The sequence below is a fragment of the Conexibacter arvalis genome, from assembly GCF_014199525.1.
GTDB lineage: Bacteria > Actinomycetota > Thermoleophilia > Solirubrobacterales > Solirubrobacteraceae > Conexibacter > Conexibacter arvalis.
The window spans coordinates 1611143-1637574 of sequence record NZ_JACHNU010000001.1; the positions used below are offsets into that span (position 1 = coordinate 1611143).

22 protein-coding genes and 1 pseudogene are annotated in these 26432 nt (G+C 76.0%); 18 read left to right on the forward strand and 5 right to left on the reverse strand.

The genetic code is table 11. From position 1 onward, the window contains the following. Positions 1–22: 22 nt before the first annotated feature. A complete protein-coding gene (locus BDZ31_RS07540) occupies positions 23–985 on the reverse strand; it encodes a VWA domain-containing protein (RefSeq protein ID WP_183340514.1) in 963 nt (320 codons plus the stop codon). Continuing rightward, on the reverse strand, positions 982–2181 hold the full coding sequence (locus BDZ31_RS07545; RefSeq protein WP_183340516.1) for a S1C family serine protease: 1200 nt from the start codon (positions 2179–2181) through the stop codon (positions 982–984). The genes BDZ31_RS07540 and BDZ31_RS07545 overlap by 4 nt, the downstream gene beginning before the upstream one ends. Positions 2182–2323: 142 nt before the next feature. Here BDZ31_RS07545 and BDZ31_RS07550 point away from each other — a divergent pair, with 142 nt between their 5' ends. From BDZ31_RS07550 to BDZ31_RS25910, 14 genes and pseudogenes are all read left to right on the forward strand, one after another. Continuing rightward, the gene (locus tag BDZ31_RS07550) at positions 2324–2782 is read left to right on the forward strand and encodes a YtoQ family protein (protein WP_183340518.1); all 459 of its coding nucleotides are present in this window, start codon (positions 2324–2326) and stop codon (positions 2780–2782) included. A gap of 309 nt (positions 2783–3091) precedes the next feature. Then, a complete protein-coding gene (locus tag BDZ31_RS07555; RefSeq protein ID WP_183340520.1) occupies positions 3092–4051 on the forward strand; it encodes a glycosyltransferase in 960 nt (319 codons plus the stop codon). Then, positions 4044–5231: a glycosyltransferase gene (locus BDZ31_RS07560; protein WP_183340522.1), complete on the forward strand. Its 1188-nt coding sequence runs from the start codon at positions 4044–4046 to the stop codon at positions 5229–5231. Before BDZ31_RS07555 ends, BDZ31_RS07560 begins: the two co-directional genes overlap by 8 nt. Further along, positions 5191–6465 carry a polysaccharide pyruvyl transferase family protein gene (locus BDZ31_RS07565; protein WP_183340524.1) on the forward strand — a complete coding sequence of 425 codons (1275 nt, stop codon included), beginning with the start codon at positions 5191–5193 and terminating at the stop codon, positions 6463–6465. Before BDZ31_RS07560 ends, BDZ31_RS07565 begins: the two co-directional genes overlap by 41 nt. Next, positions 6462–9470, forward strand: coding sequence for a glycosyltransferase family 39 protein (locus tag BDZ31_RS07570; RefSeq protein ID WP_183340527.1), 3009 nt, complete (start codon positions 6462–6464; stop codon positions 9468–9470). The genes BDZ31_RS07565 and BDZ31_RS07570 overlap by 4 nt, the downstream gene beginning before the upstream one ends. Continuing rightward, complete coding sequence (locus tag BDZ31_RS07575) at positions 9467–11089, forward strand: glycosyltransferase family 2 protein (RefSeq protein ID WP_183340529.1); 1623 nt, start codon at positions 9467–9469, stop codon at positions 11087–11089. Before BDZ31_RS07570 ends, BDZ31_RS07575 begins: the two co-directional genes overlap by 4 nt. After that, positions 11086–12414, forward strand: a complete 1329-nt coding sequence (locus BDZ31_RS07580; RefSeq protein ID WP_183340531.1) for a glycosyl hydrolase family 8 — start codon at positions 11086–11088, stop codon at positions 12412–12414. The genes BDZ31_RS07575 and BDZ31_RS07580 overlap by 4 nt, the downstream gene beginning before the upstream one ends. A gap of 220 nt (positions 12415–12634) precedes the next feature. Continuing rightward, entirely contained in the window at positions 12635–13963 is a 1329-nt protein-coding gene (locus BDZ31_RS07585) for an ABC transporter substrate-binding protein (protein WP_183340533.1), read from the forward strand. Positions 13964–13968: 5 nt separating this feature from the next. After that, on the forward strand, positions 13969–15006 hold the full coding sequence (locus tag BDZ31_RS07590; RefSeq protein WP_183340535.1) for an ABC transporter permease subunit: 1038 nt from the start codon (positions 13969–13971) through the stop codon (positions 15004–15006). Then, positions 15003–15965 (forward strand): ABC transporter permease subunit, encoded by a 963-nt coding sequence (locus tag BDZ31_RS07595; protein ID WP_183340537.1) that lies wholly within the window; start codon positions 15003–15005, stop codon positions 15963–15965. The genes BDZ31_RS07590 and BDZ31_RS07595 overlap by 4 nt, the downstream gene beginning before the upstream one ends. After that, positions 15958–16731, forward strand: coding sequence for an ATP-binding cassette domain-containing protein (locus tag BDZ31_RS07600; RefSeq protein ID WP_183340539.1), 774 nt, complete (start codon positions 15958–15960; stop codon positions 16729–16731). Before BDZ31_RS07595 ends, BDZ31_RS07600 begins: the two co-directional genes overlap by 8 nt. Beyond that, a complete protein-coding gene (locus BDZ31_RS07605; protein ID WP_183340541.1) occupies positions 16728–17573 on the forward strand; it encodes an ABC transporter ATP-binding protein in 846 nt (281 codons plus the stop codon). Before BDZ31_RS07600 ends, BDZ31_RS07605 begins: the two co-directional genes overlap by 4 nt. Before the next feature lie 9 nt (positions 17574–17582). Next, positions 17583–18158, forward strand: a pseudogene (locus tag BDZ31_RS25905) (LOG family protein); the annotation flags it as partial. An 81-nt stretch (positions 18159–18239) separates the two neighbouring features. Then, entirely contained in the window at positions 18240–18857 is a 618-nt protein-coding gene (locus tag BDZ31_RS25910; RefSeq protein ID WP_183341069.1) for an NUDIX domain-containing protein, read from the forward strand. Positions 18858–18912: 55 nt separating this feature from the next. Here BDZ31_RS25910 and BDZ31_RS07620 read toward each other — a convergent pair whose 3' ends face one another. Beyond that, positions 18913–19548 carry a TetR family transcriptional regulator gene (locus BDZ31_RS07620; RefSeq protein ID WP_183340544.1) on the reverse strand — a complete coding sequence of 212 codons (636 nt, stop codon included), beginning with the start codon at positions 19546–19548 and terminating at the stop codon, positions 18913–18915. A 51-nt stretch (positions 19549–19599) separates the two neighbouring features. Here BDZ31_RS07620 and BDZ31_RS07625 point away from each other — a divergent pair, with 51 nt between their 5' ends. Further along, complete coding sequence (locus tag BDZ31_RS07625) at positions 19600–20109, forward strand: hypothetical protein (protein ID WP_183340546.1); 510 nt, start codon at positions 19600–19602, stop codon at positions 20107–20109. Here the strand turns inward: BDZ31_RS07625 and BDZ31_RS07630 are convergent. Beyond that, entirely contained in the window at positions 20099–22303 is a 2205-nt protein-coding gene (locus BDZ31_RS07630; RefSeq protein ID WP_183340547.1) for an MMPL family transporter, read from the reverse strand. The two genes, BDZ31_RS07625 and BDZ31_RS07630, sit on opposite strands and share 11 nt — an antisense overlap. Before the next feature lie 214 nt (positions 22304–22517). Here BDZ31_RS07630 and BDZ31_RS07635 point away from each other — a divergent pair, with 214 nt between their 5' ends. From BDZ31_RS07635 to BDZ31_RS07645, 3 genes are read left to right on the forward strand one after another with little or no spacing between them, the layout of a single operon-like run. Continuing rightward, positions 22518–23738 (forward strand): sensor histidine kinase, encoded by a 1221-nt coding sequence (locus tag BDZ31_RS07635; RefSeq protein ID WP_183340549.1) that lies wholly within the window; start codon positions 22518–22520, stop codon positions 23736–23738. After that, positions 23735–24394: a response regulator gene (locus tag BDZ31_RS07640; RefSeq protein WP_183340551.1), complete on the forward strand. Its 660-nt coding sequence runs from the start codon at positions 23735–23737 to the stop codon at positions 24392–24394. Before BDZ31_RS07635 ends, BDZ31_RS07640 begins: the two co-directional genes overlap by 4 nt. A 2-nt stretch (positions 24395–24396) precedes the next feature. Then, entirely contained in the window at positions 24397–24762 is a 366-nt protein-coding gene (locus BDZ31_RS07645) for a hypothetical protein (RefSeq protein WP_183340553.1), read from the forward strand. Between the two features lie 67 nt (positions 24763–24829). On the opposite strand, the gene BDZ31_RS07650 is transcribed toward BDZ31_RS07645, so the two are convergent. After that, positions 24830–26404 carry an acetate--CoA ligase gene (locus BDZ31_RS07650; protein WP_183340555.1) on the reverse strand — a complete coding sequence of 525 codons (1575 nt, stop codon included), beginning with the start codon at positions 26402–26404 and terminating at the stop codon, positions 24830–24832. Positions 26405–26432: the final 28 nt, after the last annotated feature.

The following is a 26432-nucleotide window of genomic DNA, read 5'->3' on the forward strand; positions in this document are numbered from 1 at the left end:
TGGTGTCGGGGTGGGAAGCGGGTCAGACGGGGCGGCCGAACCAGCGCAGCGAGAGCCCGGCGCCGAGCAGCAGCAGCACGATCCCGCCGGCCGCGAAGGCGGAGGTGATCTGGCGCTCCTCGTCTCTGCTGCCGAGCTGCGAGCCGAGTCTCTCGTAGACGGACTTGAGCCCTTCGGCGGTCTCGGCGGTGAACGACTCGCCGCCGGTCGCTCTGGCGATCTGCTGCAGGGAGGCGGCGTCGGGCGGCACGCGCTCGACTCTCGACTCGCCGGTTCTGGGGTCGGGGGTGGTGATCGTCCCGTGGTCGGTGCCGAACGCGACCGTGTAGATCGGGATCTCGGCTCTCGCCGCCTCGGCGGCGGCGGCGAGCGGGTCGCGGCCGTTGGTCGAGGCGCCGTCGGAGATCAGCACGATCGCCGAGGGCGGCCGTCTGCCGCCCTCGCCCGGCTGCGCCTTCAGCGCGTCGACGGCGGTCGCGATCGCCTCGCCGGTGGCGGTGCCGCCGCTGACCGAGAGGCGGTCGATCGCGAGGTAGGCGGCGTCGCGGTCGCGGGTCGGGCTCTGCAGGACGGTCGCGGTGTTGTTGAACGCCATCACGCCGACGTTGACGCCTCTGGGCACCTCCTCGACGAAGCGGCGGGCGGCGCGCTTGATCGCGATCATGCGGTTGGGCTGCACGTCGGTCGCGAGCATCGAGCCGGAGACGTCGGTCGCGAGCATGATCGAGGCGCGCTCGACGGGGACGGCGACCGTCCGCTGCGGCCGCGCCGCCGCCAGCACGAGCGCCGCGAGCGCCAGCAGGAAGACGAGCATCGGGACGTGGCGGCGCCAGCCCGGCCGCCGCGGCGCGACCGCCGGCTGCATGACGGGTGCCGCGAAGGCGGTGGCGGCGGCTCGCCGCTGGCGCTGCTGGAGCAGGTACCAGACGGCCAGCAGCGGCAGCGCGAGCAGCGCCAGCAGGACGAGCGGCGCCGCGAAGCTCACGGCATTCTGGCCGGGCGCGTGCCCAGCTCGACGGTGATGGTCCGCTCTCTGCCGCCGCGCTCGACCTCCACCTCCACCTCGTCGCCCGGCTGGCGTCTGGAGACCGCCTCGACGACGTCCTCGGGGGTGTCGACGGTGCGCCCGTCGATCGCGGTGATGACGTCGTCGACGCGCAGGCCGGCTCGCGCGGCCGGGCCGCCGTCGTACAGTCTCGTGACTCTCGCGCCGGTCGACGAGGTGACGGCGGTCGGCGAGGTCTGCACGCCGAGATAGGGTCGCGCGATCGTTCTGCCCTGCGCCAGCTGCGGCACGATCTCGCGCGCGGTGTTGGAGGGGACGGCGAAGCCGATGCCGACGTTGCCCTGCGACAGGCCGCCGGTCACGATCTGCGAGTTGACGCCGATCACGCGGCCGCCGCTGTCGAGCAGCGGCCCGCCGGAGTTGCCCGGGTTGATCGGCGCGTCGGTCTGGATCACCTCGTCGATCTGGAAGCCGTTGGGGGCGCTGATCGAGCGGCCGAGGCCGGAGACGATGCCCTCGGTGGCGGTGCGGTCGAGGCCGAACGGGTTGCCGATCGCGATCGCGAAGTCGCCGACCTGGACGTTGCGCGAGTCGGCGAATCTGAGCGGTCTGACCCCTCTCGGGATGCGGTCGGGCTCGATGCTGACGACGGCGAGGTCGGTCGACTCGTCGGTGCCGAGCACGTCGCCGTCGATCGAGACGCCGTCCTGCCCGAACTTCACGACCACGTGCGAGGAGCTGCCGACGACGTGCTGGTTGGAGACGATCGTGCCGTCGTCGTCGATCAGGAAGCCGGTGCCCTGGCCGGTGCTCGTGCGGACCGAGACGACCGCGGGGCTCGCGGCGGCGTAGATCGCGCCGGCGCGCGTCTGTCCCGCGGACGGTCTGATCGGTCTGCTGGAGACGGCCGGCAGCGGGTCGGTGCCGCCGCCGTCGCCGCCGTCGAGCAGCATGCCCGCGGCGAAGGCGCCGGCCGCGATCGCGAGCGCCACGACGAGGAGGCCGACGACCAGCCCGGCGCGGCGGCGCGGTGGGCCGGAGGGCGGGGGAGGCGCCTGCGCGTCGTCGGCAGGGCGCGGAGGTGGCGTGCGGTCGAAGGCGCTGGCGCCCTCGTCACGTGCCTGGTCGGACTCGGCGCGCCACTCGCCGGTCCACAGATGTCTCGGTGACCCCATCGGTAGAGACGAGGCTACCCAGCGACCCAAAGGGCTGATTAAGAGTTTCCGAGCGGACGCTGAGGGCGTTTTCGGGCGCTGCGGCGGCGTCCGGAGCCGAGCGCGGCCGAGGCGTCGCGACCGCTGCGGGTACGATCGCCGCATGTCCTGGCATGTCTACCTCTCCGGCGAGATCCACACCGGTTGGCGCGCGCGCATCGCCAACGGCCTGATGGAGGAGGAGCTCGACGTCGAGCTCAGCGCCCCCGTCATCGACCACGGCGCCAGCGACGACGTCGGCGTCGCGATCCTTGGCGCCGAGCAGCGCGACTTCTGGAAGGACCACAAGGGCGCGGGGATCAACGCGATCCGCACGCGCACGCTGATCGAGCAGTCCGACGTGGTCGTCGTGCGCTTCGGCGACGAGTACCGGCAGTGGAACGCCGCCTTCGACGCCGGCTACGCCGCCGCGCTCGGAAAGCCGCTGATCACGCTCCATCCCGAGCAGCACGATCACGCGCTGAAGGAGGTCGATCGCGCCGCACTCGCCGTCGCGCGCGAGCCCGAGCAGGTGGTCGACATCCTCCGCTACGTGCTCAACGGGCGCCTGCCCCGTCGCTGAGGGGGAATCGGGGCCGGCCGGACCGCCGGCCCCGCCGACGCGCCACTCTGTGACGGTGCGCACATGTCTCCGCAATTGAGAGTTTTTTCAGGTTACGTCCGGCCGCTCGACGGCTAGGCCGCAGGCTTCACCCCGATACGAGGGTCGCGCCGCTTGCGCCTGCCGGAGCGCGCCGCGGCCCGCTTCGCCGCCGCCCGCCGCCGTCGCCGTCGTGCCCCTCGCGACGACGGCACCCGGGCGCGCCGGCGTCGCGGATGCGCCTCGTCCGCATCCGACTGTCCCGACGCATCGCCTGCGAAGGAGGTCCCGTTGCGGCTCGACATCGTCATCCCCGCGTACAACGAGGAGCGCCGGATCGAACGGACGCTGAGGAGCTATCGCCGCGTCCTCGACGATCCGGGCGTGCGCTTCCTCGTCGCGCTCGACCAGTGCACGGACCGCACGTGCGAGATCGTCGCCCGGCATGCCCGGCGCGACGGGCGGGTGCGGTTGTTCGAGTATCCGAAGCTGGGCAAGGGCGGCGTCATCATCGAGACGTTCGACCGCTCCGACGCCGAGCTGGTCGGCTTCGTCGACGCCGACTGCGCGACGCCGCCGCGCGAGCTGCTGCGGCTGGCGGAGGTCGCCCGCCGTACCGGCGGGGCGATCGCGACCCGCCGCCACGCCGCCTCGGTGCTGCCGGTGCGGCGGCCGCTGCGCCGCCGGATCGCGAGCGCCGGCTTCTCCGGCGGCGTGCGGACGCTGATGCGGCTGCCGTACGCCGACACGCAGTGCGGCGCGAAGGTGCTGCGCGGCGAGCTCGCGCGCGCCGCGCTGCCGCGCCTGACCGCCCGCGGCCTGCTGTTCGACGTCGACCTGCTGCTGGCCGTCCGGGACCTCGGCGTCGAGCTGACCGAGGTGCCGACCGTCTGGGTCGACCGCGACGGATCGCGCGTCGACGCGGTCGCCGACAGCCGCCGCATGGGCGGCGCGCTGCTGGCCCTGTGGCTGCGGCGGCGTCGTGGGGGCGGGGCGGCGGCCGACGCCGCCGTGGAGGTCGCGGCCGCGCCGTCGGCGCGTGGCGCGTCCACGCGTGCGGCTCGCGGCGCTCGGGCCGGCGGTGCGGCGAGCGACGCGTCCCCCGGCGCCGCGCCCGGCGGTCGCGGCGGAGCGGGCGCGCTCGTGCTGCGGCCGCTGACCGGCGTCGGCGGACGCGGTCGCGCGCCCGACCCGCTCACGCTCGCCGGCGCCCGCAAGTCGGCGCGCACCGGGGCGGTGCTGCATGCCTGACGTCGCGCTGATCAGCCCGTACCCGTCGCCGCGCGAGCGGCACGGCGGCCGCAGCGGCGTCGCCGCCTACGGCGCCGCGCTCGCGCAGGCGCTCAGCCGCCGCGGCGCGGAGGTGACCGTGATCGCGCCGCAGGAGACGGACGCGCCCGAGCGCGCTCGCGACGGCGCCGTGACGGTCGTGCGCCCGTATCGGCGCGGGCCCGGCGCGCTGCTGCGTGCGGCGCGGGCGGCGCGCGCGACCGGGGCGCCGGTCACCCATGTCCAGCACGAGCTGTTCCTCTACGGCGGCCCGTCGTCGGTGCCGGCGCTGCCGGCCGCGCTGCACGCGCTCGGCGACCCCGTCGTGACGATGCACCACGTCGTCGACCCCGCGTCGGTCGACGACGACTTCGTCCGCCTCCACCGTGTGCGCGCACCGCGGCTGGTCGCGCGCGGCGGGCTCGCGGCCGTCCAGCGCGCGATCCGCCGGCGCGCCGGCGCGGTGATCGTCCACGAGCCGGCCTTCGCCGAGATCGTCCCCGACGCCGCCGTGGTGCCGCACGGGATGCCGCCGCAGCGCCCGGCGACCGGGACCGAGCGGGCCGCCGCGCGCGCCGAGCTGAGCCTCGACGACCGCCTCGTCGTGCTCTGCTTCGGCTTCCTCGCGCCGTACAAGGGGCTCGAGCTGGCGCTGGAGGCGGCGGCGCTCGCCGGCCCGGAGGTGCAGCTGGTCGTCGCCGGCGGCGAGCATCCGCGCCTCGCCGAGGCCGGCGACGGCTACGCCCGCGAGCTGCGCGCCCGCGGCCCGCACGCCCGCTTCACCGGCCGCGTGCCGGAGGCGCAGGTGGCGAGCTGGTTCGCCGCCGCCGACGTGGCGATGTTCCCCTATCCGCGCCCGTTCGCCTCCAGCGGGCCGCTCGCGCTGGCGCTCGGCCACGGGACGCCGGTGCTGCTGTCGCAGGCGCTCGCGCGCTGCACGGCCGCGCCGCTGGCGCTGACCGCCCCGCCGACCGCGCCGGAGCTGGCCGAGCGGCTGCGCGCGCTCGCCGCCGACCGCGACGGGCTCGAGCCGCTGCGCGCGCGGGCCGCCGACTTCGCCGCCGGCCGCGCCTGGCCGGCGGTCGCCGACCGACATCTCGAGCTCTACGAGGAGGTGCGACGTGCCGAGCGTCCTGCTCGCCGGCGCCTTCGGGCAGCGTAATCCGGGCGACGACGCCCTGCTCGACGCCTTCGTGCGCGAGCTGAGCGGCTGGCGCTGCGTCGCGACCAGCCGCGAGCCGGCCCGGACGGCGGCGCGCCACGGCGTCGCGGCCGTCCAGGCGCGCGACCCCCGTCGGGTCGCCGGCGCGCTGCGCGGTGCCGACGCGCTCGTCCTCGCCGGCGGGACCGTCTTCAAGACGCTCGGGGGCGGAGCACCCGCCGAGCCGCCCGGCGGGCGCCATCCGCACGCCCTGCTGCGCAACGCGCTCGTGCTGGCCGCGACGGCGCGGCTGCTCGGCCGCCGCGTCGCGCTGCTCGGCGTCGGCGCCGGGCGGTTGGACGACCCGATCGCGCGGCGGCTGGCGCGCCTGCTCGTGCGGACCGCCGACCTGCTCGTGCTGCGCGACGAGGAGTCGGCGGCGACGCTCGCCGAGATCGGCGCGCCGACGCCGTTCCGCATCGGCGCCGACGCCGCCTGGCCGCTGCTCGGCGCGCCGCTGACGCCGATCCCCGCCGCCGCCCGCCGCGACGGCGCGATCGTCGTCGCGCTCGGTCGGCACGGGGGCGAGGCGGCGCTCGCCGGCCGGCTGGCCGAGGCGATCGCGGGCGCCGTCGGCGGCGGTGACGCCGGGGCCGCGCCCCGTCCTGGCGCGCTCGGGCCGTCGGCGGGTGGCGATGCCGGCGCGGTTGGCGCTGCCGGGGCCGGAGCGGCGAGGGGTGCGCCGACGCTCGTGCGCATTCAGCCGTGGCAGGTCGGCGACACGCTCGAGGATGCCGCCGGGCTCGACGACGAGAGCCACGCCCACCTGCTCGCGACGGCGCTGCGACGCCGCGGCGTCGGGGCGGAGGTCGTCCCGCCGCCGGCGACGCTGCGCGACGCGCGCGATCTCGTCGCGGGCGCGCGGCTGGTCGTCGCGACCCGCTTCCACGCGACGGTCGCGGCGGCCGCCGCCGGGACGCCGTTCCTCGCGATCGCCCACGAGCAGAAGCTGGCGGGACTGGCGCGGCGGCTCGGGCAGCCGTCGGTCGCCGCCGACGCGCCGGCGCCCACGCTCGCCGCGGCGCTCGCCGGCGCGCTTGCGCATCCGCCGGCGCCGCGGGCGGCGGTCGAGGAGCAGGTCGCCGCCGCGCGCGACGGCTTCCGCCTGCTGCGGCTGCTGCTGACCGGCGGGGCCGCCGACGAGGGCGACGACATCGGCGCCCTCCCGCTCGCGCCCGCGAGGTGGGCGGCATGAGCGCCACGACGACGCGCGCCCCGGCCGAAGAGAGCAGGTCTCGGGGCGCTGAGCGACCTCAGACCTGCACAGCTGCCGGCGCACGCCGCTCGGCGGTCCGCGCGCTGGCGGGCGAGCAGCTCGGCGTCGCCGCCGGGCAGCTCGCCGCGGGCGCGGGCAACCTCGCCTTCTCGCTGCTTGCTGCGCGGCTGCTGGCGCCCGGCGCCTTCGCGGAGCTGGCCGCCTTCCTCGCGCTCTATCTGCTGCTGCACATGCCGCTCGCGAGCCTCAGCGCCGGCGGCGCGCTCGCACCCGACGCCGCGGCCGCCGCACGCCGGCGGCTGTGGAGGATCGGCGCGCTCGCCGGGCTGGCGATCGCGATTGCGTCGCCGCTGCTGAGCGCGGCGCTGAAGCTGCCGCCAGCGATCGTGCTCGCGCTCGCCGCCGCGGCGCCGGCCGCAGGCCCGATCGCGCTCGAGCGCGGCCGGCTGTACGGGCTGGGTCGCGGCCGCGGCGTCGTCGCGAGCCTGCTCGCCGAGCCGGCGGTGCGGCTGACGCTCGGCGTCGTCCTCGCCGCCCCGCTCGGCGCGACCGGCGGCGCCCTCGGCGTCGCCGCCGCCGGCTGGGCCGGCCTGCTCGTCGCGTGGTGGACCGGCCGCGCCGGCAGCGCGCCGAGCGCTCCAGCCCCCGCGCCGCCTGCCGCCGCGCCGCACGCCGGGGCCGCGCCGGCCACGCGCGCGTCGGGGGCGGGGGCGCCGGCCGACGCGCGGCGGGCGTGGTCGGCCGTCTCCGCGTTTCTGCTGCTCGCCGTGGTGCAGAGCCAGGACGTGCTGTTCGCGCAGGCGCTGCTGCCAGGTGGGGAGGCCGGACGGTTCGCGGTCGTCTCCGCGCTCGGCGGGATCGCGGCGTTCGCGACGACGACCGTGCCGCTGATGCTGCTGCCACGCGCCGCCGCCGGCGACCGCCGGGCGCTGCCGGTCGCGCTCGGAGTCGCAGCGCTGCTCGGCGCCGGCGCGACCGCAGTCGCCGCGCTCGCGCCGCCAGCTCTGCTCGACGCCGCCTTCGGCGACGACTACATCGGCATCGACGCGCTCGTCGGCCCGTACGTCGGGGCGATGGCGCTGCTGGGCGTCGCGCGCGTGCTCGTCGCCGACGCCTGCGCGCGCGGCCGCGGCCGAACGCTGCTCGCGCCGATCGGCGCTGCGGTCGCGCTGCAGGCGCTGCTGCTGGCGACGACCGCCGACGACGCCGCCGGGATCGCGCGGGCGACCGTCACGACCGCCGCGCTGCTGACCGCCGCCCTGGCCGCCTCCGCGCTGCCGGGAGCCCGCCGCCGCACGCCCGCGACGGCGGCGGCCGCCGGGCCCACGGCGACGGTGGCGGCCGCCGCCGCGGGCGCGGTCACGCGGCTGCCGGGCGTCGCGGGCGCCGGCGCGGCCGCGGGCGCGCGCGGCGCCGGTCGCCGTGTCGCCTCCCGCGCCCGCGATCCGATCGTGCTGGCGCTTGCGACCGCGACGGCGGTCGCGCTGGGGCTGCGGCTGCTGGCGCTGCGCGGCATCTGGCTCGACGAGGCGACCTCGATCCATCAGGCCCAGATGGGCCTCGGCGAGATGCTCGCCCAGCTCCGCGCGACCGACGTCCACCCGCCGCTGCACCACGTCACGCTGTGGGCGACGGTGCGCGTGATCGGCACCGGCGAGCTGGCGGTGCGGGTCCCGTCGCTGCTCGCCGGCACCGCGCTCGTGCCGCTGCTCTACCTGACCGCGCGCGACCTCTGGGATCGCCGCGCCGGCCTCGCCGCCGCGGCGCTGGGCGCGGTCGCGCCGTTCGCCGTCTGGTACTCGGCCGAGGCGCGGATGTACGCCTTCTTCATGCTGCTCGCGCTGCTCGCCGTGTGGGCGCAGGCGCGAATCCTGCGCGACCGCGACGCTCACGCTGCAGCCGCGGGCGACCGCGATGCACACGCCGCAGCCCGGGGCGACCGCGACCGCGGCGACGCCGCCGGCGCGCCCGGCCGCCTGCGCGACTGGGCGCTCTACGCGCTCGCGACGATCCTGCTCCTGTACGACCAGTACTTCGCGGCGCTCGTCGTCGGCGTCCAGCAGGCCGCCTTCGCGCTCGCGCTGTGGAGCCGGCGCCGCGATCGCGCCGCCGCGCGCGCCTTCGCGATCCGCTGGCTCGGCAGCGCCGCGCTGATCGTCGTCGCGCTGATCCCGCTGATCGGCTTCGCCCACGCCCAGTTCGCCGCCAACGAGGCGGCCGGCCGCGGCTTCGACTCGCCGGCGCAGGCCGGCGCCGGGGTCGCGCAGGGCGGGGCGGCGCAGCAGCCGTCGGTCTACGGCGCGATCACGAACCTGGTGTGGGCGATCTGGGGCTACCACTCCGACTCGGCGATGGCCGCGCTGTCGGCGCTGTGGCCGTTCGGGATGCTGCTGGCGCTGCTGCTGCTCGGTCGCGGCCGCGCGCCGCGCACGCTGCTGATCGCCGCGGTCGCGGTCGTCCCGGCCGCCGCGCTGTTCGCGATCGGCATGCTGAAGCCGGCGCTGTTCGAGGTGCGCTACTTCATCGCCGCCGTCCCGATGCTGCTGCTGCTCGTCGCGCGTGCGCTGACGAGCTGGGCGACCGGCCGCGCCGCGACCGTCCTGCTCGTCGGCGCCTTCGCGGCGACGCTCGGCGCCGGCCTGCTCGACCAGCAGGTCAACGGCGCCAACCCGCGCCTCTACGACTTCCGCGGCGCGCTCGAAGCGGTCGAGCGCCGCGCGGGGCCGCACGACGTGTTGATCTACAACCCCGACTACCTGACGGACGTGATCGGCTACTACGCGCCCGAGCTGAACGCGCAGCCGATGGGTCGCGACCTGCCGCAGCGCAGGGACGCGACCGTCTTCGTCCTCGGCAGCTTCCTCGACAAGCCGACGTTCGCCGCCTCCACCGGCGGCCTCGTCGCGAGCTTGAGACGGACGCGCAGACTGGTGCGCACGTGGGAGCTGGCGCAGGTGCGGGTGTGGGAGTTCCGCCGCAGATGACGAGCAAGCCGACGAGACCCGCCGCGCCCGCCGGTCGCGCGGCGCCGCCCGCGGCGCCCGCCGCCGACCCGCGCCTGAACCCGCCGCCGTGGGAGGCCGCGCCGCCGCGCGCCCGCCATCGCCTGCGCGTGCGGCTGCTGATCGCGCTCGCGATCCCGCTGACGCTCTTCTACTTCACGTGGCTGCTGGCGCCGGAGCGGATCGGCAGCCCCGTGCTGTACGCGATCCTCGTCGCCGCGGAGCTGTTCAACGTCGCGCAGGCGGTCGGCTTCTGGTGGACCTGCTCGCGTGAGCGAGACCGGCAGCCGTGCGCCTGGAGCGGCCCGGCGAGACCGCAGGTCGACCTGCTCGTGCCGGTCTACGGCGAGCCGGTCGCGGTCGTCGAGCCGACGATCGCCGCCGCGGTCTCCCTGCCCGGCGCCGAGGTGCGCGTCCACCTGCTCGACGACGGCGGCGACGACGAGATGCGCGCGCTGGCGCAGCGCCACGGCGCCCGCTACGTGCGCCGCCCCCGCTCGACCGGCGCGAAGGCCGGCAACGTCAACGACGCGCTGCGCGACCTCGACGCGCCGTTCGTCGTCGTGCTCGACTGCGACCACGTTCCGCGGCGCGACTTCCTGACCGCGACGCTCGGCCACCTCCAGCGCGACCGACGCCTGGCCTTCGTGCAGACGCCGCAGCACTACGCCAACGCCGGCCGCGGCGGCGTCGCGGCCGCGGCGTGGAGCCAGCAGGCGCTCTTCTTCGGCGCGATCGCGCGCGGCAAGGACGGCCACGACGCGATGTTCTGCTGCGGCACCAACGTCGTCTTCCGCCGCGCCGCGCTCGACGACGCCGGCGGCTTCCCCGAGGAGTCGCTGACGGAGGACTTCGAGCTGTCGGTCCACCTGCACGAGCGCGGGTGGAGAACGGCCTACCTGCCGCGCGTGCTCGCCGACGGCCTCGGCCCCGAGGACATGGCCGCCTACGTCGGCCAGCAGTACCGCTGGGCGCGCGGCTGCCTCGGCGGGATCGCGACGGCGCTGCGGGCGAAGCTGCCGTGGCGACAGCGCGCCCACTACCTGCTGTCGGGGATGTACTTCCTGTCGGGCTGGACGCTGCTGGCGTACATGGCCTTCCCGGTCGTGCGGATCGCGACCGGCGCGCAGCCGCTCGCCGGCGCGACCGCCGACCTCTTCCTGCTCCACTTCGGCCCGTACTTCGGCCTGGCGCTGTGGATGGTCGCGCTCGCCGGCGGCGGCTCGTACCGCTTCTCGGCGTATGCGCTGCAGGCGGCGAGCGCGTGGATCCACGTCCACGCCTCGCTGGCCGCGCTGACGCGCCGGCGCGGCAGCTTCAAGGTGACGCCGAAGGAGGGCGACGGCGGCCGCCAGCCGCGCGCGGTCGCGATCCCGCTCGCGGTCGTCGCCGTCCTGCTCGGCGCCGCGCTGCTCGGCCTCGCGCGCGACCAGGGCCCGGCGACGCTCAACAACGTCGCGTTCGCGCTGCTGCACGTCTGCGTGCTGATGAGCGGCGTCTGGCCGGCGCTGCGCGGCAGCGCCGCCGTCGCAGCGCGCGACGAGCGGCGCTCCGCCCCCGTCGCCGGCCACGCCGAGGAGGAAGCGAGGGCGGCGGCGTGAGGCGCGCGCTGCTCGCGATCGTCGCCGGGCTCGCCTTCGCGGCCGGCGTCGACGTCGGCGCCGGCGGCGGCCGTGAGCCGGGCGCGACGGGACCGCCTGTCCCGCCGCAGGTCCGCACCGCGGTCGAGCGCTTCTTCGACGGCTACGTGCGCGACGACGGCCGGGTCGTCCGCCGCGACCAGGGCGGCGACACCGTCAGCGAGGGGCAGGCGTACGCGCTGCTGCTCGCCGTCGCGGTCGGCGACGAGGAGCGTTTCGCGCGCGTCTGGCGCTGGACCCGCGACCACCTCCAGCGCTCCGACGGCACGCTCGCGTGGCGCTGGGAGCCGCCCGCGCGGCGGAGCGGCGCGGACGGCAGGAGAGACGCGGCCGGCGGGAGCGGCGCGGCGGGCGGGAGCGGCGCGGCCGACGGGAGCGGTGCCGCCGGCAGGAGCGGCGCGGCCGGCGGGAGCGGCGTGGCCGGCGAGAGCGGTGCCGCCGGCAGGAGCGGCGCGGCGGGCGGGAGCAGCGCGGCCGCCGCGCAGCGGGACCGCGAGCTGCCCGGCCCGGCCGCCGACGCCGACCTCGACGCGGCGCGGGCGCTCGCGCTCGCCGCGCGGCGCTTCGACGAGCCCGCGTACGGCCGCGCCGCCCGCGCGATCGGCCGGGCCGTGCTCACGCGCCAGACGGCGCGCGCGGTCGGCACGCGCGTGCTGGTCGCCGGCCCGTGGGCGCGGCGCGACGTCGTCGTCAACCCCTCCTACTTCTCCCCGCGCGCCTACTCCGCGCTCTTCGCGCTCGACGGCGACCGGCGCTGGAAGGCGCTGCGCGACTCCAGCGCGCGGATCGCTCGGCGCGTCCTCGACGGCCCCGCCGGCCTGCCGCCCGACTGGGCGAAGGTGCTGCCGTGGGGCGTCGTCCCGGTCGCTGCGCCGGCGACCGCCGCGGCCGCCGGCGCCGACTCCGCCGCCGCCGTGCCCTCCTACGGCTACGACGCGGTCCGCCTCCCGGTCCGCTACGCCGAGGCGTGCACCCCCGACCAGCGCGCGCTCGCGGCGCGGCCGTGGCCGGCGCTGCACGCCCACGCGGTCGCGACCGGCGGCGCCGTCCCTGCCGTCCAGGGCCTGGACGCGACGCCGCGCGCCGCCGGCTCCCACCCGGCCGCGCTCGTCGGCGCCGCGGCCGCCGCGCGCGCCGCCGGCGACGTCGGCGCCGGCGACCGCCTGCTCGACCGCGCCGACGCCGTCGCCGCCCGCGAGCCGACCTACTACGGCGCCGCGTGGGCGGCGCTCGGCCGCGTGATGCTCGCGACGAGACTGCTCGGCCGCTGCGCCGGCTCCGGCTGACGCGCCGCCGTCGCGGCGCGCCCGCCCGCGGCCGCCCTCCGCGACTGCGCCGTCCCGACTCGCCCGCCCGCGGCCGCCCTCCGCGACTGCGCCGTCCCGACTCGCCCGCCCGCGGCCGCCCGCCGCGGCAGCGCCGCCCCGCCGCCGCCCGGCCGGCTCCGGCGCTGGGTTGACCGCTCGGCTCGCGGGTACACCTCGCATGAACGAGGAGGAGGTCCCCATGTACGCAGGAACGCGGAGCCGGTGGCTGCTGGCCGTCGGCGTGAGCGCGGTCGTCCTCGGCGTCGCCGGCTGCGGCAGCGACGACGATGAGGGGGGAGGGGGCGGGACCGCGACGACGGGCACGGGCGCCGCGGCCGAGGCACCGGCCGACACGTCTTTCGACCAGACGATCGGCGTGCTGCTCCCGCTCACCGGCGACCTGTCGCCGTTCGGCGCGCCCGGCAGAAAGGCGGCCGATCTCGCGGTCGCGCAGGTCGAGCAGGCGACGAGAGCCGGCGGTGTCGAGACGACCGTCTCGACCACGTCGGCCGACACCGAGTCGAGCCCGCAGGCGGCGGTCCAGGCGGCGCGGCAGCTGATCTCCGGCGGCGCGACCTGCCTCGCCGGCCCGTGGGCGTCGTCGGAGACGCTCGCGGTCGCCGAGTCGGTCGCCTCGCGGCAGAGAACGCCGATCGTGTCGCCGTCGTCGACCGACGCGGCGATCACCGACCTCGACGACGACGGCTTCGTCTGGCGCACGGCCCCGTCGGACAACCTGCAGTCGAGAGCGCTCGCCGACACGGTCGAGCAGGAGCTGGGCGGCACCGACTTCACGATCTCGCTCGCCGCCCGCAACGACGCCTACGGCCAGGGCTTCATCGAGAAGTTCAGAGAGGCGTGGGAGGCGAAGGGCGGCAGAACGACCGGCCCGGTCCTCTACGACCCGGAGCAGCCGAACTACAACTCCGAGGCGGCCGAGATCGTCCAGGGCAGACCGGACGCCTACGTCATCATCGACTTCTTCGAGACGTACGGGAAGATGGGAGCCTCGCTGGTCCGCACCGGCGAGTTCGACGCCGGCAGACTGTTCACCGCCGACGGCCTGGCGTCGGACAGAATCCCCGACACGATCCCGGCGAGAGCGCTGATCGGCGCCCGCGGCACGCGGCCGGGCACGCCCGAGTCCGGCGCCGTCGTCGAGGAGTTCGCGCGGATCTACAGAGAGGCCGGCGGCGCGCCACGCCAGACCTTCGACGCGCAGAACTTCGACGCGACGATGCTCTGCTACCTGGCGGCGCTGGCGGCCGGCTCGACCGACGGCACCGACATCTCCGAGCAGCTGCAGGCGGTCTCCGCGCCGCCCGGCAGAAAGTTCACCTTCATGGAGCTGGCCGACGGGATCAGAATGATCGCCGCCGGCGAGGAGGTCGACTTCGACGGCGTCACCGGCCCGATCGACTTCGACGCGAACGGCGACCCGACCGCCGCGACCTACGAGGTCTACAGATACGGCCCCGACGGCGTCCTCAGAGTCGAGCGCCAGTTCGAGGCGAGAGCGGCGGAGTAGCGGCGGTGGCCGGAGCGGCCGACACCGCGGTCGAGCCGGCGCCCCGGGACGAGCCCCGGGGCGCCGCGCCGGCCCTCGCCGGCCTCTCCGGCGGGCGCGGCCCGCTGCTGGTGACGGTCGCGATCGTCGCGGCGATCGCGCTCGTCCTGATCGTCGCCTACGGCATCCACGACGTCGCCCAGCGCGGCGTCAACGGGCTGGTCTCCGGCAGCTACTTCGCGCTCGGGGCGGTCGGGCTGACGCTCGTCTACGGGACGCTGCGGCTCGTCAACTTCGCCCACGGCGACCTGCTCACCTTCGGCGCCTACATGGCGTTCCTCGCGAACGTCACGTGGGGCGTGCCGATCGTGCTCGCCACGCTGTTCGCGGTCGTCGCGACGGCCGCGCTCGGCGTCCTGAGCGAGCGCGTGATGTGGCGGCCGATGCGCGGCAGAGGCGCCGGGATGCTGCAGCTGCTGCTGATGACGCTCGGGCTGGCGTTCGTGATCCGCTACGGGATCCAGATGATCTGGGGGACCTTCCCCCGCCGGCTCGAGGTCGACGTGACCGATTCGATCTCGTTCCTCGGCCTGCGGATCGGCCGCACCGAGCTGATCGTCGTGATCGTCGGCTTCGTCGTGCTGCTGGCGGTCGGGCTGATGCTCCGGCGCACCTCGCTGGGCCGCCAGATGCGCGCGCTCTCCGACGACATGGGCCTGGCCGAGGTGACCGGGATCGACACCGACCGCGTCGTGATCGCGACGTGGATCTTCGCCGCCGGGCTGGCCGGCCTCGCCGGCGTCCTCTACACCGCGGCGATCGGCACGATGACGCCCAACCTCGGCTTCTTCCTGCTGCTGAGCCTGTTCGCGGCGGTGATCCTTGGCGGCATCGGCAACGCCTTCGGCGCACTCGCCGGCGGGCTGCTGCTCGGCCTCGCGCAGGAGTGGTCGACGTTGGTGATCGACCCGCGCTGGAAGGTCGCGGTCGGCTTCGGGATCCTGATCCTGGTGCTGTTCGTGCGGCCGCAGGGACTGTTCGGACGCAAGGAGCGCACGCTGTGACCCCCGTCTTCGCCGTCAGCCTCGACGCGCTCACCTCGGCCGACTTCTGGATCGGCGTCGGCGTGCTCGCCGGCACGTACACGATCTTCACGCTCGGCCTCCAGCTGAACGTCGGCTTCACCGGCATCATCAACTTCGGCCAGGCCGGCTTCATGGCGATCGGCGCCTACTCGATGGGCATCCTCGTGGTCAGAGCCGGGTGGTCGCTGTGGGCGGCGCTGCCGGCGGCGACCGCGATCGCGATGGCAGCCGGCGTGCTGATCGGGCTGCCGTCGCTGCGATTGCGCGCCGACTACTTCGCGATCGTGACGATCGCCTTCGCCGAGATCGTCCGCTACGTGGCGCAGAACGCGCGCGGGCTGACCGGCGGCAACCAGGGCCTGCTCGGCTTCGACGACCAGTGGCTCGACGTCTCCGACACGATCCTTGGCTGGCTGCCGGCGTCGATGCAGGACCAGTTCCTGCTGCCGCTGCTGATCGTCGTGTGGGTCACCGTCGCGATCCTCACCGGCCTGCTCATGCTGCTGCAGCGCAGCCCGTGGGGCCGGGTCCTGCGCGCGATCCGCGAGGACGAGGACGCCGCCCGCGCGCTCGGCAAGAACGTGCTCGCGTACAAGCTCCAGTCGATCGCGCTGGCGGCGGCGCTGGGCGCGATCGCCGGCTACTTCCTCGCGCTCAACCTCAGCTTCCTCAGCCCCGAGTCGTTCGAGCCGCAGTTCACCTTCATCGGCTTCACGATCCTGATCCTTGGCGGCCTGGCCAACTACGTCGGCGTCGCGCTCGGCTCGCTGATCATGTGGACCCTGCTGGAGGCGACCCGCTTCATCGACCTGCCGCTGGCGGCGGAGAAGGTCGCGGCGCTGCGGTTCGTGATCGTCGGCGTGGCGTTGATCCTGCTGGTCGCCTTCCGGCCGCAGGGACTGCTCGGCAAGCGACAGGAGATGGTGCTGCGTGACTGACGAGCTGCTGCGCGTCGAGGAGGTCGTCAAGCGCTTCGGCGGCGTCCACGCCGTCGACGGCGCGACCTTCGCGGTCAGAGGCGGGTCGATCACGGCGCTGATCGGCCCCAACGGCGCCGGCAAGACGACGCTCTTCAACGTCGTCACGGGCTTCCAGCGGGCCGACCGCGGCGAGGTCGTCTACGACGGCCGCACCGTCGGCGGCAGACCGGCCCACGCGATCGCGCGCTGCGGGATGGTGCGGACCTTCCAGATCACGAAGGCGCTCGCGGCGATGCCGGTGATCGACAACATGACGCTCGCCGCCCCGCGCCAGCCGGGCGAGCACCTCGCCGGCGTGATCGCGCGCCCGTACGCCGCGCGCAAGCGCGAGAAGGCGGTGCGCGAGCGGGCGCGGGAGCTGCTGGCGAGATACGGCCTGGAGCAGAAGGCCGACGACTACGCCGGGACGCTGTCGGGCGGCCAGCGCAAGCTGCTGGAGCTGGCGCGCGTGCTGATGGTCGAGCCGCGGATGGTGCTGCTCGACGAGCCGATGGCCGGCGTCAACCCGACGCTCGGCGGCAAGCTGCTCGAGCACGTCCACGCGCTGCGCGAGCAGGAGGGGACGACCTTCCTGCTGATCGAGCACGACATGGAGGTCGTGATGGGCCACTCCGACCGCGTCATCTGCATGGCGCAGGGGCGGGTGATCGCCGACGGCGAGCCGGAGGCGGTCCGCAGCGATCCGCGCGTGATCGACGCCTACCTCGGCGGGGCGGCGAGATGAGCGCCGCGGGCTCGCCCGGCGGCTCGCCGGCGGTCGGGAGAGCCCGACCGGGGGAAGGCGCTCCCGGCGGCGGGGCAGCGCCCGCCGAGATCCTGCTGCGGACCGAGGGGCTGGTCGCCGGCTACGTGCCGGAGGTCGACATCCTTGGCGGCGTCGACGTCGAGCTGCGCGCGGGGGAGGTGGTGACGATCGTCGGCCCCAACGGCGCCGGCAAGTCGACGCTGCTGAAGGCCGTGTTCGGGCTGTTGAAGCCGCGCGGCGGCCGCGTCCTGCTGCGCGGGGAGGACATCGCCGGCCGGCGCACGCACGACGTCTCGCGCGCGGGCGTCAGCTACGTGCCGCAGCTCGGCAACGTCTTCCCGAGCCTGACGGTCGAGGAGAACCTCGAGCTCGGCGCGCTCGCCCGCAAGGGCGCCGACGTCGGCGAGCGGACCGCGGCGATGTACGCGATGTTCCCGCGCCTCGGCGAGCGCCGCCGCCAGATCGCCGGGACGATGTCCGGCGGCGAGCGGCAGATGGTCGCGATGGCGCGTGCGCTGATGCCGAGCCCGCAGATCCTGCTGCTCGACGAGCCCTCCGCCGGCCTCTCGCCGACGATGGTCGCGGTGATCTTCGAGAAGGTCGCGGAGATCAACGGCCACGGCGTGACGGTCCTGATGGTCGAGCAGAACGCCCGCCGCGCGCTCGCGATGTCGACGCGCGGGTACGTGCTCGACCTCGGCCGCAACCGCTTCGAGGGGCCGGGCGACGCGCTGCTCGACGACCCGAGAGTCGCCGAGCTGTACCTTGGCGGCGGGCGGACCGGCGGCGGCCCCGGGCGGCCGGGGAAACGGGTGACGTAGCATCGGGCGATGGCGTTGCGACGTGTCTGCGTCTACTCCGGGTCGAGCCCCGGCGGCGACCCCGCCTACGCGGCGGCGGCCGCCCGGCTGGGGAGCGAGCTGGCCGAACGCGGCATCGGGATCGTCTACGGCGGCGGCCGCGCCGGGCTGATGGGCGCCGTCGCCGACGCGGCGCTGGCCGCCGGCGGCGAGGTGATCGGCGTGCTGCCGCGACTGCTGGAGGAGCGCGAGATCGGCCATCGCGGCCTGACGGAGCTGCGGGTCGTCGACTCGATGCACGCGCGCAAGGCCGAGATGGCGACGCTCGCCGACGCCTTCGTCGCGCTCCCCGGCGGCCTCGGCACGCTCGAGGAGCTGGTCGAGGCGGCGACGTGGACGCAGCTGCGGATCCACGCCAAGCCGGTCGGCCTGCTCGACGTCGCGCGCTACTGGCAGGAGCTGGAGGCGCTGCTCGACCACGCCGTTCGCGAAGGCTTCCTGCGGCCGCAGAACCGCGGCCTGATCGTCCGCAGCGGCGACCCCGGACTGCTGCTCGACGAGCTGGCGACGTGGCGGCCGCCCCCGCCGGCGCCGCTGTCCGATCGCGCCGACGCCGCCGTCGGCCCCGCCGCGACGCTCGGCGCCGACGCGCCGGCGGTCGCCGCGCCGAGCGCCGGGGACGCCGCCTTGGGCGCCGCGGAGCCGCGCGCCGGCGACCGGCTGAGCGACGGCCGCCGGCTGCGCGCCGTCGAGGAGTCCGTCGACCCACCGGCCGAGCGGCGGACGGCCGACATCGGCGACCCGGCGAGCGCGGCGGCGGCCGGGCCGCCCCATCCGCCGGCGCGGCCGCTCGCGCGCGGGGCGCCTGCCGCGGCGGGCGGCGCCCCGATCCCGACGATCCGCCCGCCCGCGGTCGGCGTCAGCGCGCTCGTCGTGCGCGACGGCACGATCCTGCTCGGCCTCCGCCAAGGCGCCCACGGCGCCGGCACCTGGGCGCCGCCGGGCGGCGCCGTCGACGGCGGCGAGGAGCCGGCCGCGACGGCGCTGCGCGAGCTGGAGGAGGAGACCGGCCTGCGCGGCGCCGCCGCCCGTCCGCTGGTTTTCACCAGCGACCTCTTCCCGGCCGACCGCCAGCAGTGGGTGACGCTCCACCACCTCGTCGACGGCGCGGCCGGCGAGCCCGAGCTGCGCGAGCCGCGCAGCTGCGCGCGGTGGGAGTGGTTCCCGCTCGACGCGCTCCCGTCGCCGCTGTTCGGCCCGATGGCCTCCCTCGTCGCCTCCGACGCCTGGCCGCCCCGCGCCTGAGCGGCCTGAGCGGTGGGCCCCGGACATGCCCGGGGGAGGCCCGGACCGCCGCTGGTCACCCGCTCGACGCCGCGCTGCCGAGGTAGGCCTCCAGCAGCGCGACCGTCTCGGCGGCCCAGCGGTCGGGGGAGCGGTCGGGGTCGGCGTGGATGACGAGGTTGTGGGTGACCGACTCGGTCACCTGCACGACCAGCCGGGCGGCCAGCTTGGGATCGGCGACGCGGACCTCCGGCACGGCGCGCAGCCAGTCGGCGACCGCGGCCGTCGCGGCCGTCGCCAGCGCGTCGAGCCTGCGGCGCAGCGCCGGCGGCCGCGGCGCCTCCTCGAACAGCACGCGGTGGAGCGCCGGGCGCTCGGCGTGGAGCGCGACCATCGCGGCGACGATCCGCTCCAGCCCCGCGCGCAGCGGCGGCCGCTCGTCGCGCAGCGCGGCGAGGAGCGGCCCCAGCCGCTCCGCTCCCTCGGCGACGTGACGCTCGACGATCGCGAGCAGCAGCGCGTCCTTGTTCGGGAAGTACTGGTAGAGCGAGCCGATCGAGACGCCGGCGCGCTCGGCGATGCGGTTGGTCGTGCCGGCGGCGTAGCCGTGGCGCTCGAAGACCTGAGCAGCGGCCTCGAGCAGCGCCTCGACCGTCTCGCGCGAACGCGCCTGGCGCGGGTGCTTGCGGGCTCTCAGGCTGGTTCTCGGCACGGAAGCGAAATGCGAGTGGCAGAACGCGAGTGATTGCTCACAATACTCCCCATGCCCGTCGTCAGCGTCTCGACCGACCTCCCGCTCCCCGCCGAGCGGGCCTGCGAGCTGGCCGCCAGGCCGGCGCTGTTCGCCTTCGTCGTCCGCCCGTTCCTGCGCGTCGGCGGCCTGCCGGAGCGGTTCCCCGAACCGCCGGCCGCCGCGCCCGACGCGCCTGCCGCCGCCGAGGCCGCCGCGCCGCCCGCCGCCGCCGCGCTGGCGCGCAGCGGCGAGGCGGTCGGCGGCCGGCTGTGGTGGTTGGGCGTCGTGCCGGCGTGGACCCACCGGCTCCGCGTCGTCTCCGCGACGGCGACCGAGCTGCGCACCGAGGAGGGCGGCGGGCCGGTGCGCCGCTGGGCTCACACGCTCGTCTTCGAGCCCCGCGGCGCGTCAGCCTGCCGCTACACCGACCGGGTCGAGCTCGACGCCGGCCTGCTGACGCCGCTGGTCTGGTGCTTCGCGCAGCTGCTGTTCCGCTGGCGCCAGGCGCGCTGGCGGGCGCTCGCGCGCGTCATCGCCTGATCTCCTCGCGCTCGATCGCGACGTGCGGCAGCAGGCGGTCGAGCCAGCGCGGCAACCACCACGCGGCGCGGCCGAGCAGCGACATGATCGCCGGCACGAGCAGGCAGCGGATCACGACCGCGTCGATCAGGATCGCGACCGCCAGGCCGAGGCCGAACGTCTTGATCATGCGGTCGTCCATCGCGATGAACGAGGCGAAGACGACGACCATGATCGCCGCCGCGGCGGTGATGACGCGGCCGGTGCTCGCCAGCCCGCGCCGCACCGCCGCCTGCTCGTCGCCGCTGCGCGTCCACTCCTCGTGCACGCGCGAGAGCAGGAAGACCTCGTAGTCCATCGAGAGCCCGAAGACGATCGCGAACATCATCACCGGGATGAACGCCTCGATCGGGCCCTCGCCGGCGCCGATCAGGTCGCCGCCGACGCCCTCCTGGATCACGAGTGTGACGATCCCGAGCGCGGCGCCGATGCTGAGCAGGTTGAGCGCCGCGGCCTTCAGCGGGATCAGCACCGAGCGGAAGACCGTCATCAGCAGCAGCGCCGACAGCCCGACGACGATCGCGACGAACAGCGGCATCTTCGCCGCGATCTCGTCGGCGAAGTCGGCGCCGGCCGCCTCGCGACCGCCGACGTCGACGCGCGTGCCGGCCTCGGCGGCCAGCGGCGGCACGACCTCCTCCCGCACCCGCTCCAGCAGCTCGGCGGTCTCGGCGTCCTGCGGCGCCGATCTGGGGATCACGATCAGCGTCGCGACCGCGCCGTCGTCGGAGACGGTCGCCGGCGCGACGGTCGCCACGCCCTCCGTCCCCGCGAGCCGGTCGGCGAGCCCGTCGGTCAGCTCGCGCGCGGCGGCCTCCCCGGAGGGCAGCTCGGCGACGACGAGCAGCGGCCCCGCCGTGCCCGGGCCGAAGCCCTTGGCGAGCAGGTCGTACGCCTGGCGCGTCGTCTTGCCCTCCGACTGCGTGCCGGCGTCGGCGCAGCCGAGCCGCATGTCGAGCGCGGGCACGGCCAGCGCGAGCAGCAGCGCGACGGTCGCGATCGCGACCGGCCACGGCCGGCGCTGGACGAAGGCGGCCCATGCCTCCCAGCGGTGGCCCTCGTGCCGCACGGGGGCGGCTGACCCGGCGCCGTCGCCGGCCGCCGCGGCGCGCCGGGCGCGGCGCGGTTCGATCCGTCTGCCGGCCCACGCCAGCAGCGACGGCAGCAGCGTGAGGCTGGCGACCATCGTGACGAGCACCGCCGCGGCCGAGGCGACCGCCGGGCCGGTCATCGAGCCCATGTCGAGCGCGAGCAGGCCGAGCAGCGCGATGATCACGGTGCAGCCGGCGAAGAAGACGGTGCGGCCGGCGGTGTCGAGCGCCGTCTCGACCGCATCCTCGCGCGCGGCGCCGGCGTGCAGCTCGGAGCGGTAGCGCGACAGCACGAGCAGCGCGTAGTCGATCCCGACGCCGAGGCCGATCAGCGTCGCGATGATCGGCGAATAGTCGGCGACGTCGAGCACGTGCGAGAGCAGCGTCACGATCCCGGTCGAGATCCCGATCGCGAGCACGGCGGTGACGATCGGCGTCGCGGCGGCGAGCAGCGAGCCGAAGACCGCGAACAGCACGATCAGTGCCATCAGCACGCCGATGCCCTCGGCGAAGCCGCCCTCCGACTCGGTCACGAGATCGGCCGGCGCGCCGCCGGCCTCGACGCGCAGCCCGTCGCCGTCGGCGTCGAGCGCGGTGTCGACGATCGTCTCGATCTGCTCGCGCGGCATGTCCTCGGCGGTGCCGTCGAGCGCGACGGTCGCGTACGCGATCGTGCCCTCCTCCGAGACCGCTTCGGCGTGGTCGTAGGGCGAGCGCACGTCGGCGACGCCGTCGAGCCCGGAGAGCTCCTCCAGCAGCCCGTCGACGCGTGCGCGGACCGGCGGCGACTCGACGCCGTCAGGTGCCTCGAAGACGACCTGGACGGTGTCGCCGGCCTGCTGCGGGAAGTGCCGCTCGAGCGTGTCTGCGGCGCGCTGGGACTCGGTGCCCGGCAGCGCGAAGTCGTTGACCCAGCCGGAGCCGGCGGCGCTCGACAGCGCCGTCACGGCGACGAGCGCGACGACCCACAGGGCGAGCGCGCGGCCGCGGTGGCGAAACGACCAGCGCGCGACCCGTGCGAACGGGCCGCGGCGTCGCGGTGGGCTTGCGGTCGATGGGTTCATGGCGGGTCCTCTCGGAGCGTGGATCGGTCGCTCCCAAGCCTCCGGCGGGCGCGTGCTCGCGACAACGCCCGCTGGTGGTGTCGGGCGGTCCTCCGCCGGCGGGAGAGCTCCTCCCCCCGCGGGAGGAGGCCGAGCGGGCGCCCCGTACGGGGCGCCCCCGAGGTCCCCCCGCGGGAGGATGCGGCGCTCCGGTGCGGTCGCTACGTTCAGGCGCATGCCGTCCGCCGCCGCTCAGCTCTCCGCCTGGCTGCGCGCCCGTCCGCTGCTCGTCGACGTCGCGCTCGCGCTGCTCTCGTTCGGCGTCACGGTCGGGCTGATGGCCTCCGACGGCCTCGGAGCGCCCGACCCCGACAGCCGCTCGCTCGACGCGCTCGGCGTGCTGCTCGCGGCGCTCTCGTCGCTGCCGCTGCTCGCCCGCCGGCGCGCGCCGTACGCGGTCGTCGCGGTGACGGCCGCGGCGACGCTGGCGGCGTACGGGTTCGGCTACACCGCCGACGTCCAGATCGGCACGATGATCGCCCTCTACGGCATCGGCGTCTCGGCGCGCGACGCGACCGCGGTGCGCCACGGGCAGATCGCGCTCGCGCTCGTGATCGTGCTCGGCCTCGTCGGCGGGACGATCGCGCTCCACGGGATGGCGGTGCCCGAGCTCTCCGCGCTCGCCGTCTTCTGGGGCGGCGCGTGGCTGCTCGGCGACCGCTCGCGCTTGCGGCGCGTCCAGATCGCCGAGCTGCGCGAGCGCGCGCAGCGGGCCGAGCGCGAGGCCGAGCGCGAGCGGCGGCTGGCGGCGGCCGAGGAGCGCACGCGGATCGCACGCGAGCTGCACGACTCGGCCGGGCACGCGATCAACGTGATCCTCGTGCAGGCCGGCGCGGCGCGGCTGCTGCGCGAGCGCGATCCGGAGGGCGCGGCGGCGGCGCTCGACACGGTCGAGCAGGTCGCGCGCACGACGATCGGCGAGATCGACCGGCTCGTCCACGCGCTGCGCGAGGGCGAGGGGGAGGCGCCGCTCGTCGTCGCCGGCCGCGGCCTCGACGCGCTCGAACGGCTCGCCGCCCACCACCGCGACGGCGGCCTCCCCGTCGCACTCGACGCGTGCGGCGAGCCGCGGGCGCTGCCGGGCGAGGTCGACCGCGCGCTCTACCGGATCGTGCAGGAGGCGCTGACGAACGCCGCCCGTCACGGCGCCGGTCCCGCGACGGTCGCGCTCGACTACGCGCCCGACGCGCTGCGGGTGACGGTCGAGAACCCCGTCGCGCCGGAGGCGGACGGCGGCGGCGCCGACGGGCGCGGCGCGGACGGATCGGCGCCGGCGCGCCACGGCGGCGGCCACGGCCTCGTCGGGATGCGCGAGCGCGCCGCGCTGCTCGGCGGCGAGCTGGACGTCGAGCGCGCCGGCGGCGCGTTCCGGGTGCGGGCGCGGCTGCCGCTGTGATCACCGTCCTGCTGGTCGACGACGACGCGCTGATGCGCGCCGGGCTGCGGGCGGTGATCTCCAGCGACGACGGGCTGGAGGTCGTCGGCGAGGCGGCGGACGGGCGCGAGGCGGTGGCGCGCGCGCCGAGGCTGGCGCCCGACGTCGTGCTGATGGACGTGCGGATGCCCGAGCTCGACGGGATCGCCGCGACACGCGAGCTGCTCGCGGTCGCCCCCCACGCGAAGGTGCTGGTGCTGACGACCTTCGAGGAGGACGAGTACGTCTTCGGCGCGCTCGCCGCCGGCGCCGCCGGCTTCGTGCTGAAGCGGACGCGGCCGGAGGACCTGCTCGCCGCGATCCGCACGGTCGCCGACGGCGACGCGCTGCTGTCGCCGGCGGTGACGCGGCGGGTCGTCGAGCGCGTCGTCGACCGCTCCGCCGGCGCGCCGCGCGACGACGGCGAGCGGCTCGCGCAGCTGACCCCGCGCGAGCGCGACGTGCTCGACCTCGTCGCCCGCGGCCTCACCAACAGGGAGGTCGCCGCCGCGCTCGTCGTCGAGGAGTCGACCGTCAAGACCCACGTCAAGCGCGTCCTCGCCAAGCTCGGCCTGCGCGACCGCGTGCAGGCGGTGATCTACGCCTACGAGCACGGCCTGGTGCGGCCGGGGGAGTAGCGGTGCCGACGAACGACAGACAGACCGCCGCCGTCTTCGCCGCAGGGTCCGAGATCCTCCGCGACGCGACGAGCGAGATGCGGGCGATCGAGCCGCCAGCCGACGTGGCGGAGTCCTACGACCGCTTCGTCGTGCTGCTCGATCGGCAGGGCGACGGCATGGTCGCCATCCGCAGAACGACGCTGGCGGGCGATCAAGCCGGCGTGAGAGCCGCGCATGCGCGCATCGCCAGAGCCAACGAGGAGCAGGACCGGATCGCGCTCGACATCGGGCTCGAGGGATGCGCGGCGAGCGCGGAGGAGGAAGCGGAGGAGGCGCCGCCGCCGAGCGTCGCACCCGGTGGCGAGGCGCCCTTCGACATCGGCTGAGGGAACCGGGGCGCCGTCGCGGCCGACGCCCCGGGCGGCGAGCGCGAGATCCGCCGAGCCGCGGCCCCTACCGCTCCAGCTCCCGCTGGCGCAGCTCGATGCGGCGGATCTTGCCGGTGAGGGTCTTCGGCAGGTCGGCGACGAACTCGAGCTTGCGCGGGTAGGCGTAGGCGGAGAGGCGGCCGCGGACGTGGGCTCTGATCGACGCCGCCAGCTCGTCGCTCGGCTCGTGGCCGTCGGCGAGCACGACGAACGCCTTCACGACGTTGCCCTTGACCGGGTCCGGCGAGGCGACCGCGGCGGCCTCGCGCACGGCCGGGTGCTCGAGGCAGACCGATTCGACCTCGAACGGGCCGATGCGGTAGCCGGCGGCGATGATGACGTCGTCGGCGCGGCCCTCGTACCAGTAGTAGCCGTCTTCGTCCTGGGAGGCGGCGTCCTTGGTGTGGAACCACTCGCCGCCGAACGCCTCTTCGCTCTCGCCAGGCCGGCGCCAGTAGCCGAGCGGGTAGTGCGGGTTGGAACGGGCGCGCAGGCAGATTTCGCCGCGCTCGCCCTGCGCCACCGGCCGCTCGTCCTCGTCGAGGATCGCGACCTCCCAGCCGGGCATCGGCTTGCCCATCGACCCCTCGCGGACCTCCATCCACGGGAAGTTGCCGACGAGCGGATACGACTCGGTGAGGCCGTAGTAGTCGAGCACGGTGACGCCGTACTGCTCGCGGAACCAGCGGATCGCCTCCGGGTTGAGCGGCTCGCCGGCGCTGCAGACCCGCCGGAACCGCTGCGGGAAGCGACGGCCGGCGTCGCGCAGCGTCATCATCGCCCGCATCGCCGTCGGCGTCGTGAAGACGTTCGTGACCTCGTGGCGGGAGAGGAAGTCGAGCTGCTCGGCCGGGTCGAAGCCGCCGGCGCGCTGGTAGACGCACTGGGTCGCCCCGAGCCGCCATGGCCCGAGCAGCGGCGCGATCCCGGCCGCCCAGGCCCACTCGCCCATGCCGTGGAAGCGCTCGCCGGGCTGGACCTCGTGGCAGTAGCGGAACTCCTCGTGGCCGAGGATGTAGCGGTGGGCGTGGACGATCCCCTTCGCCAGCCCGGTCGTGCCGGAGGTGTAGTAGAGCTGCGCCGGGTCATCGCACGAGGTGTCGGCGAGGACGGGAGCGGTCGGAGCGCCGGCGAGCAGGCCGTCGCCCTCGTCGACCACCAGCACCCGCCCGACGAGGCCGGCGTCGAAGCGGCCGACGTTGGCGGCGTCGGTGACGAGCACCGCCGGCTCGCTGTCGGCGAGGCGGTGGCGGATCCCCTCGTCGCCGTAGAGGACCGACATCGACAGCAGCACCGCGCCGAGCTTCCAGGTGCCGAGGAAGATCGCCGCGGTCTCCGGCGTCGGCGGCAGCACGACGGCGACGCGGTCGCCGCGGCCGACGCCGGCCGCGCGCAGCACGTGCGCCGCCTGGTTGGCGAGGTCCTGCAGCTCCCCCCAGGTCAAGTTGCGGCGCGCGCCGTCGTGGCGCTCCCAGAGCATCGCGAGGCCGTCGCGCGGATGCTTGTCGCAGACGTCCCAGGCGATGTTGTAGCGCTCCGGCACCTCCCAGCGGTGCTCGGCGCGGACCTGCTCGTACGTCGGTGCGGCGGTGGTGGCCATCGTCACTCCTTCGGCGGCGCTCGCGCGG

Excerpts from the sequence above, each read along its gene's own strand:
- BDZ31_RS07570 (WP_183340527.1), top strand. The coding sequence starts at position 6,462 with ATGAGCGCCACGACGACGCGCGCCCCGGCCGAAGAGAGCAGGTCTCGG.
- BDZ31_RS07635 (WP_183340549.1), top strand. The coding sequence starts at position 22,518 with ATGCCGTCCGCCGCCGCTCAGCTCTCCGCCTGGCTGCGCGCCCGTCCG.
- BDZ31_RS07630 (WP_183340547.1), bottom strand. The coding sequence starts at position 22,303 with ATGAACCCATCGACCGCAAGCCCACCGCGACGCCGCGGCCCGTTCGCA.
- BDZ31_RS07545 (WP_183340516.1), bottom strand. The coding sequence starts at position 2,181 with ATGGGGTCACCGAGACATCTGTGGACCGGCGAGTGGCGCGCCGAGTCC.
- BDZ31_RS07625 (WP_183340546.1), top strand. The coding sequence starts at position 19,600 with ATGCCCGTCGTCAGCGTCTCGACCGACCTCCCGCTCCCCGCCGAGCGG.
- BDZ31_RS07550 (WP_183340518.1), top strand. The coding sequence starts at position 2,324 with ATGTCCTGGCATGTCTACCTCTCCGGCGAGATCCACACCGGTTGGCGC.
- BDZ31_RS07605 (WP_183340541.1), top strand. The coding sequence starts at position 16,728 with ATGAGCGCCGCGGGCTCGCCCGGCGGCTCGCCGGCGGTCGGGAGAGCC.
- BDZ31_RS07575 (WP_183340529.1), top strand. The coding sequence starts at position 9,467 with ATGACGAGCAAGCCGACGAGACCCGCCGCGCCCGCCGGTCGCGCGGCG.
- BDZ31_RS07585 (WP_183340533.1), top strand. The coding sequence starts at position 12,635 with ATGTACGCAGGAACGCGGAGCCGGTGGCTGCTGGCCGTCGGCGTGAGC.
- BDZ31_RS07650 (WP_183340555.1), bottom strand. The coding sequence starts at position 26,404 with ATGGCCACCACCGCCGCACCGACGTACGAGCAGGTCCGCGCCGAGCAC.
- BDZ31_RS07560 (WP_183340522.1), top strand. The coding sequence starts at position 4,044 with ATGCCTGACGTCGCGCTGATCAGCCCGTACCCGTCGCCGCGCGAGCGG.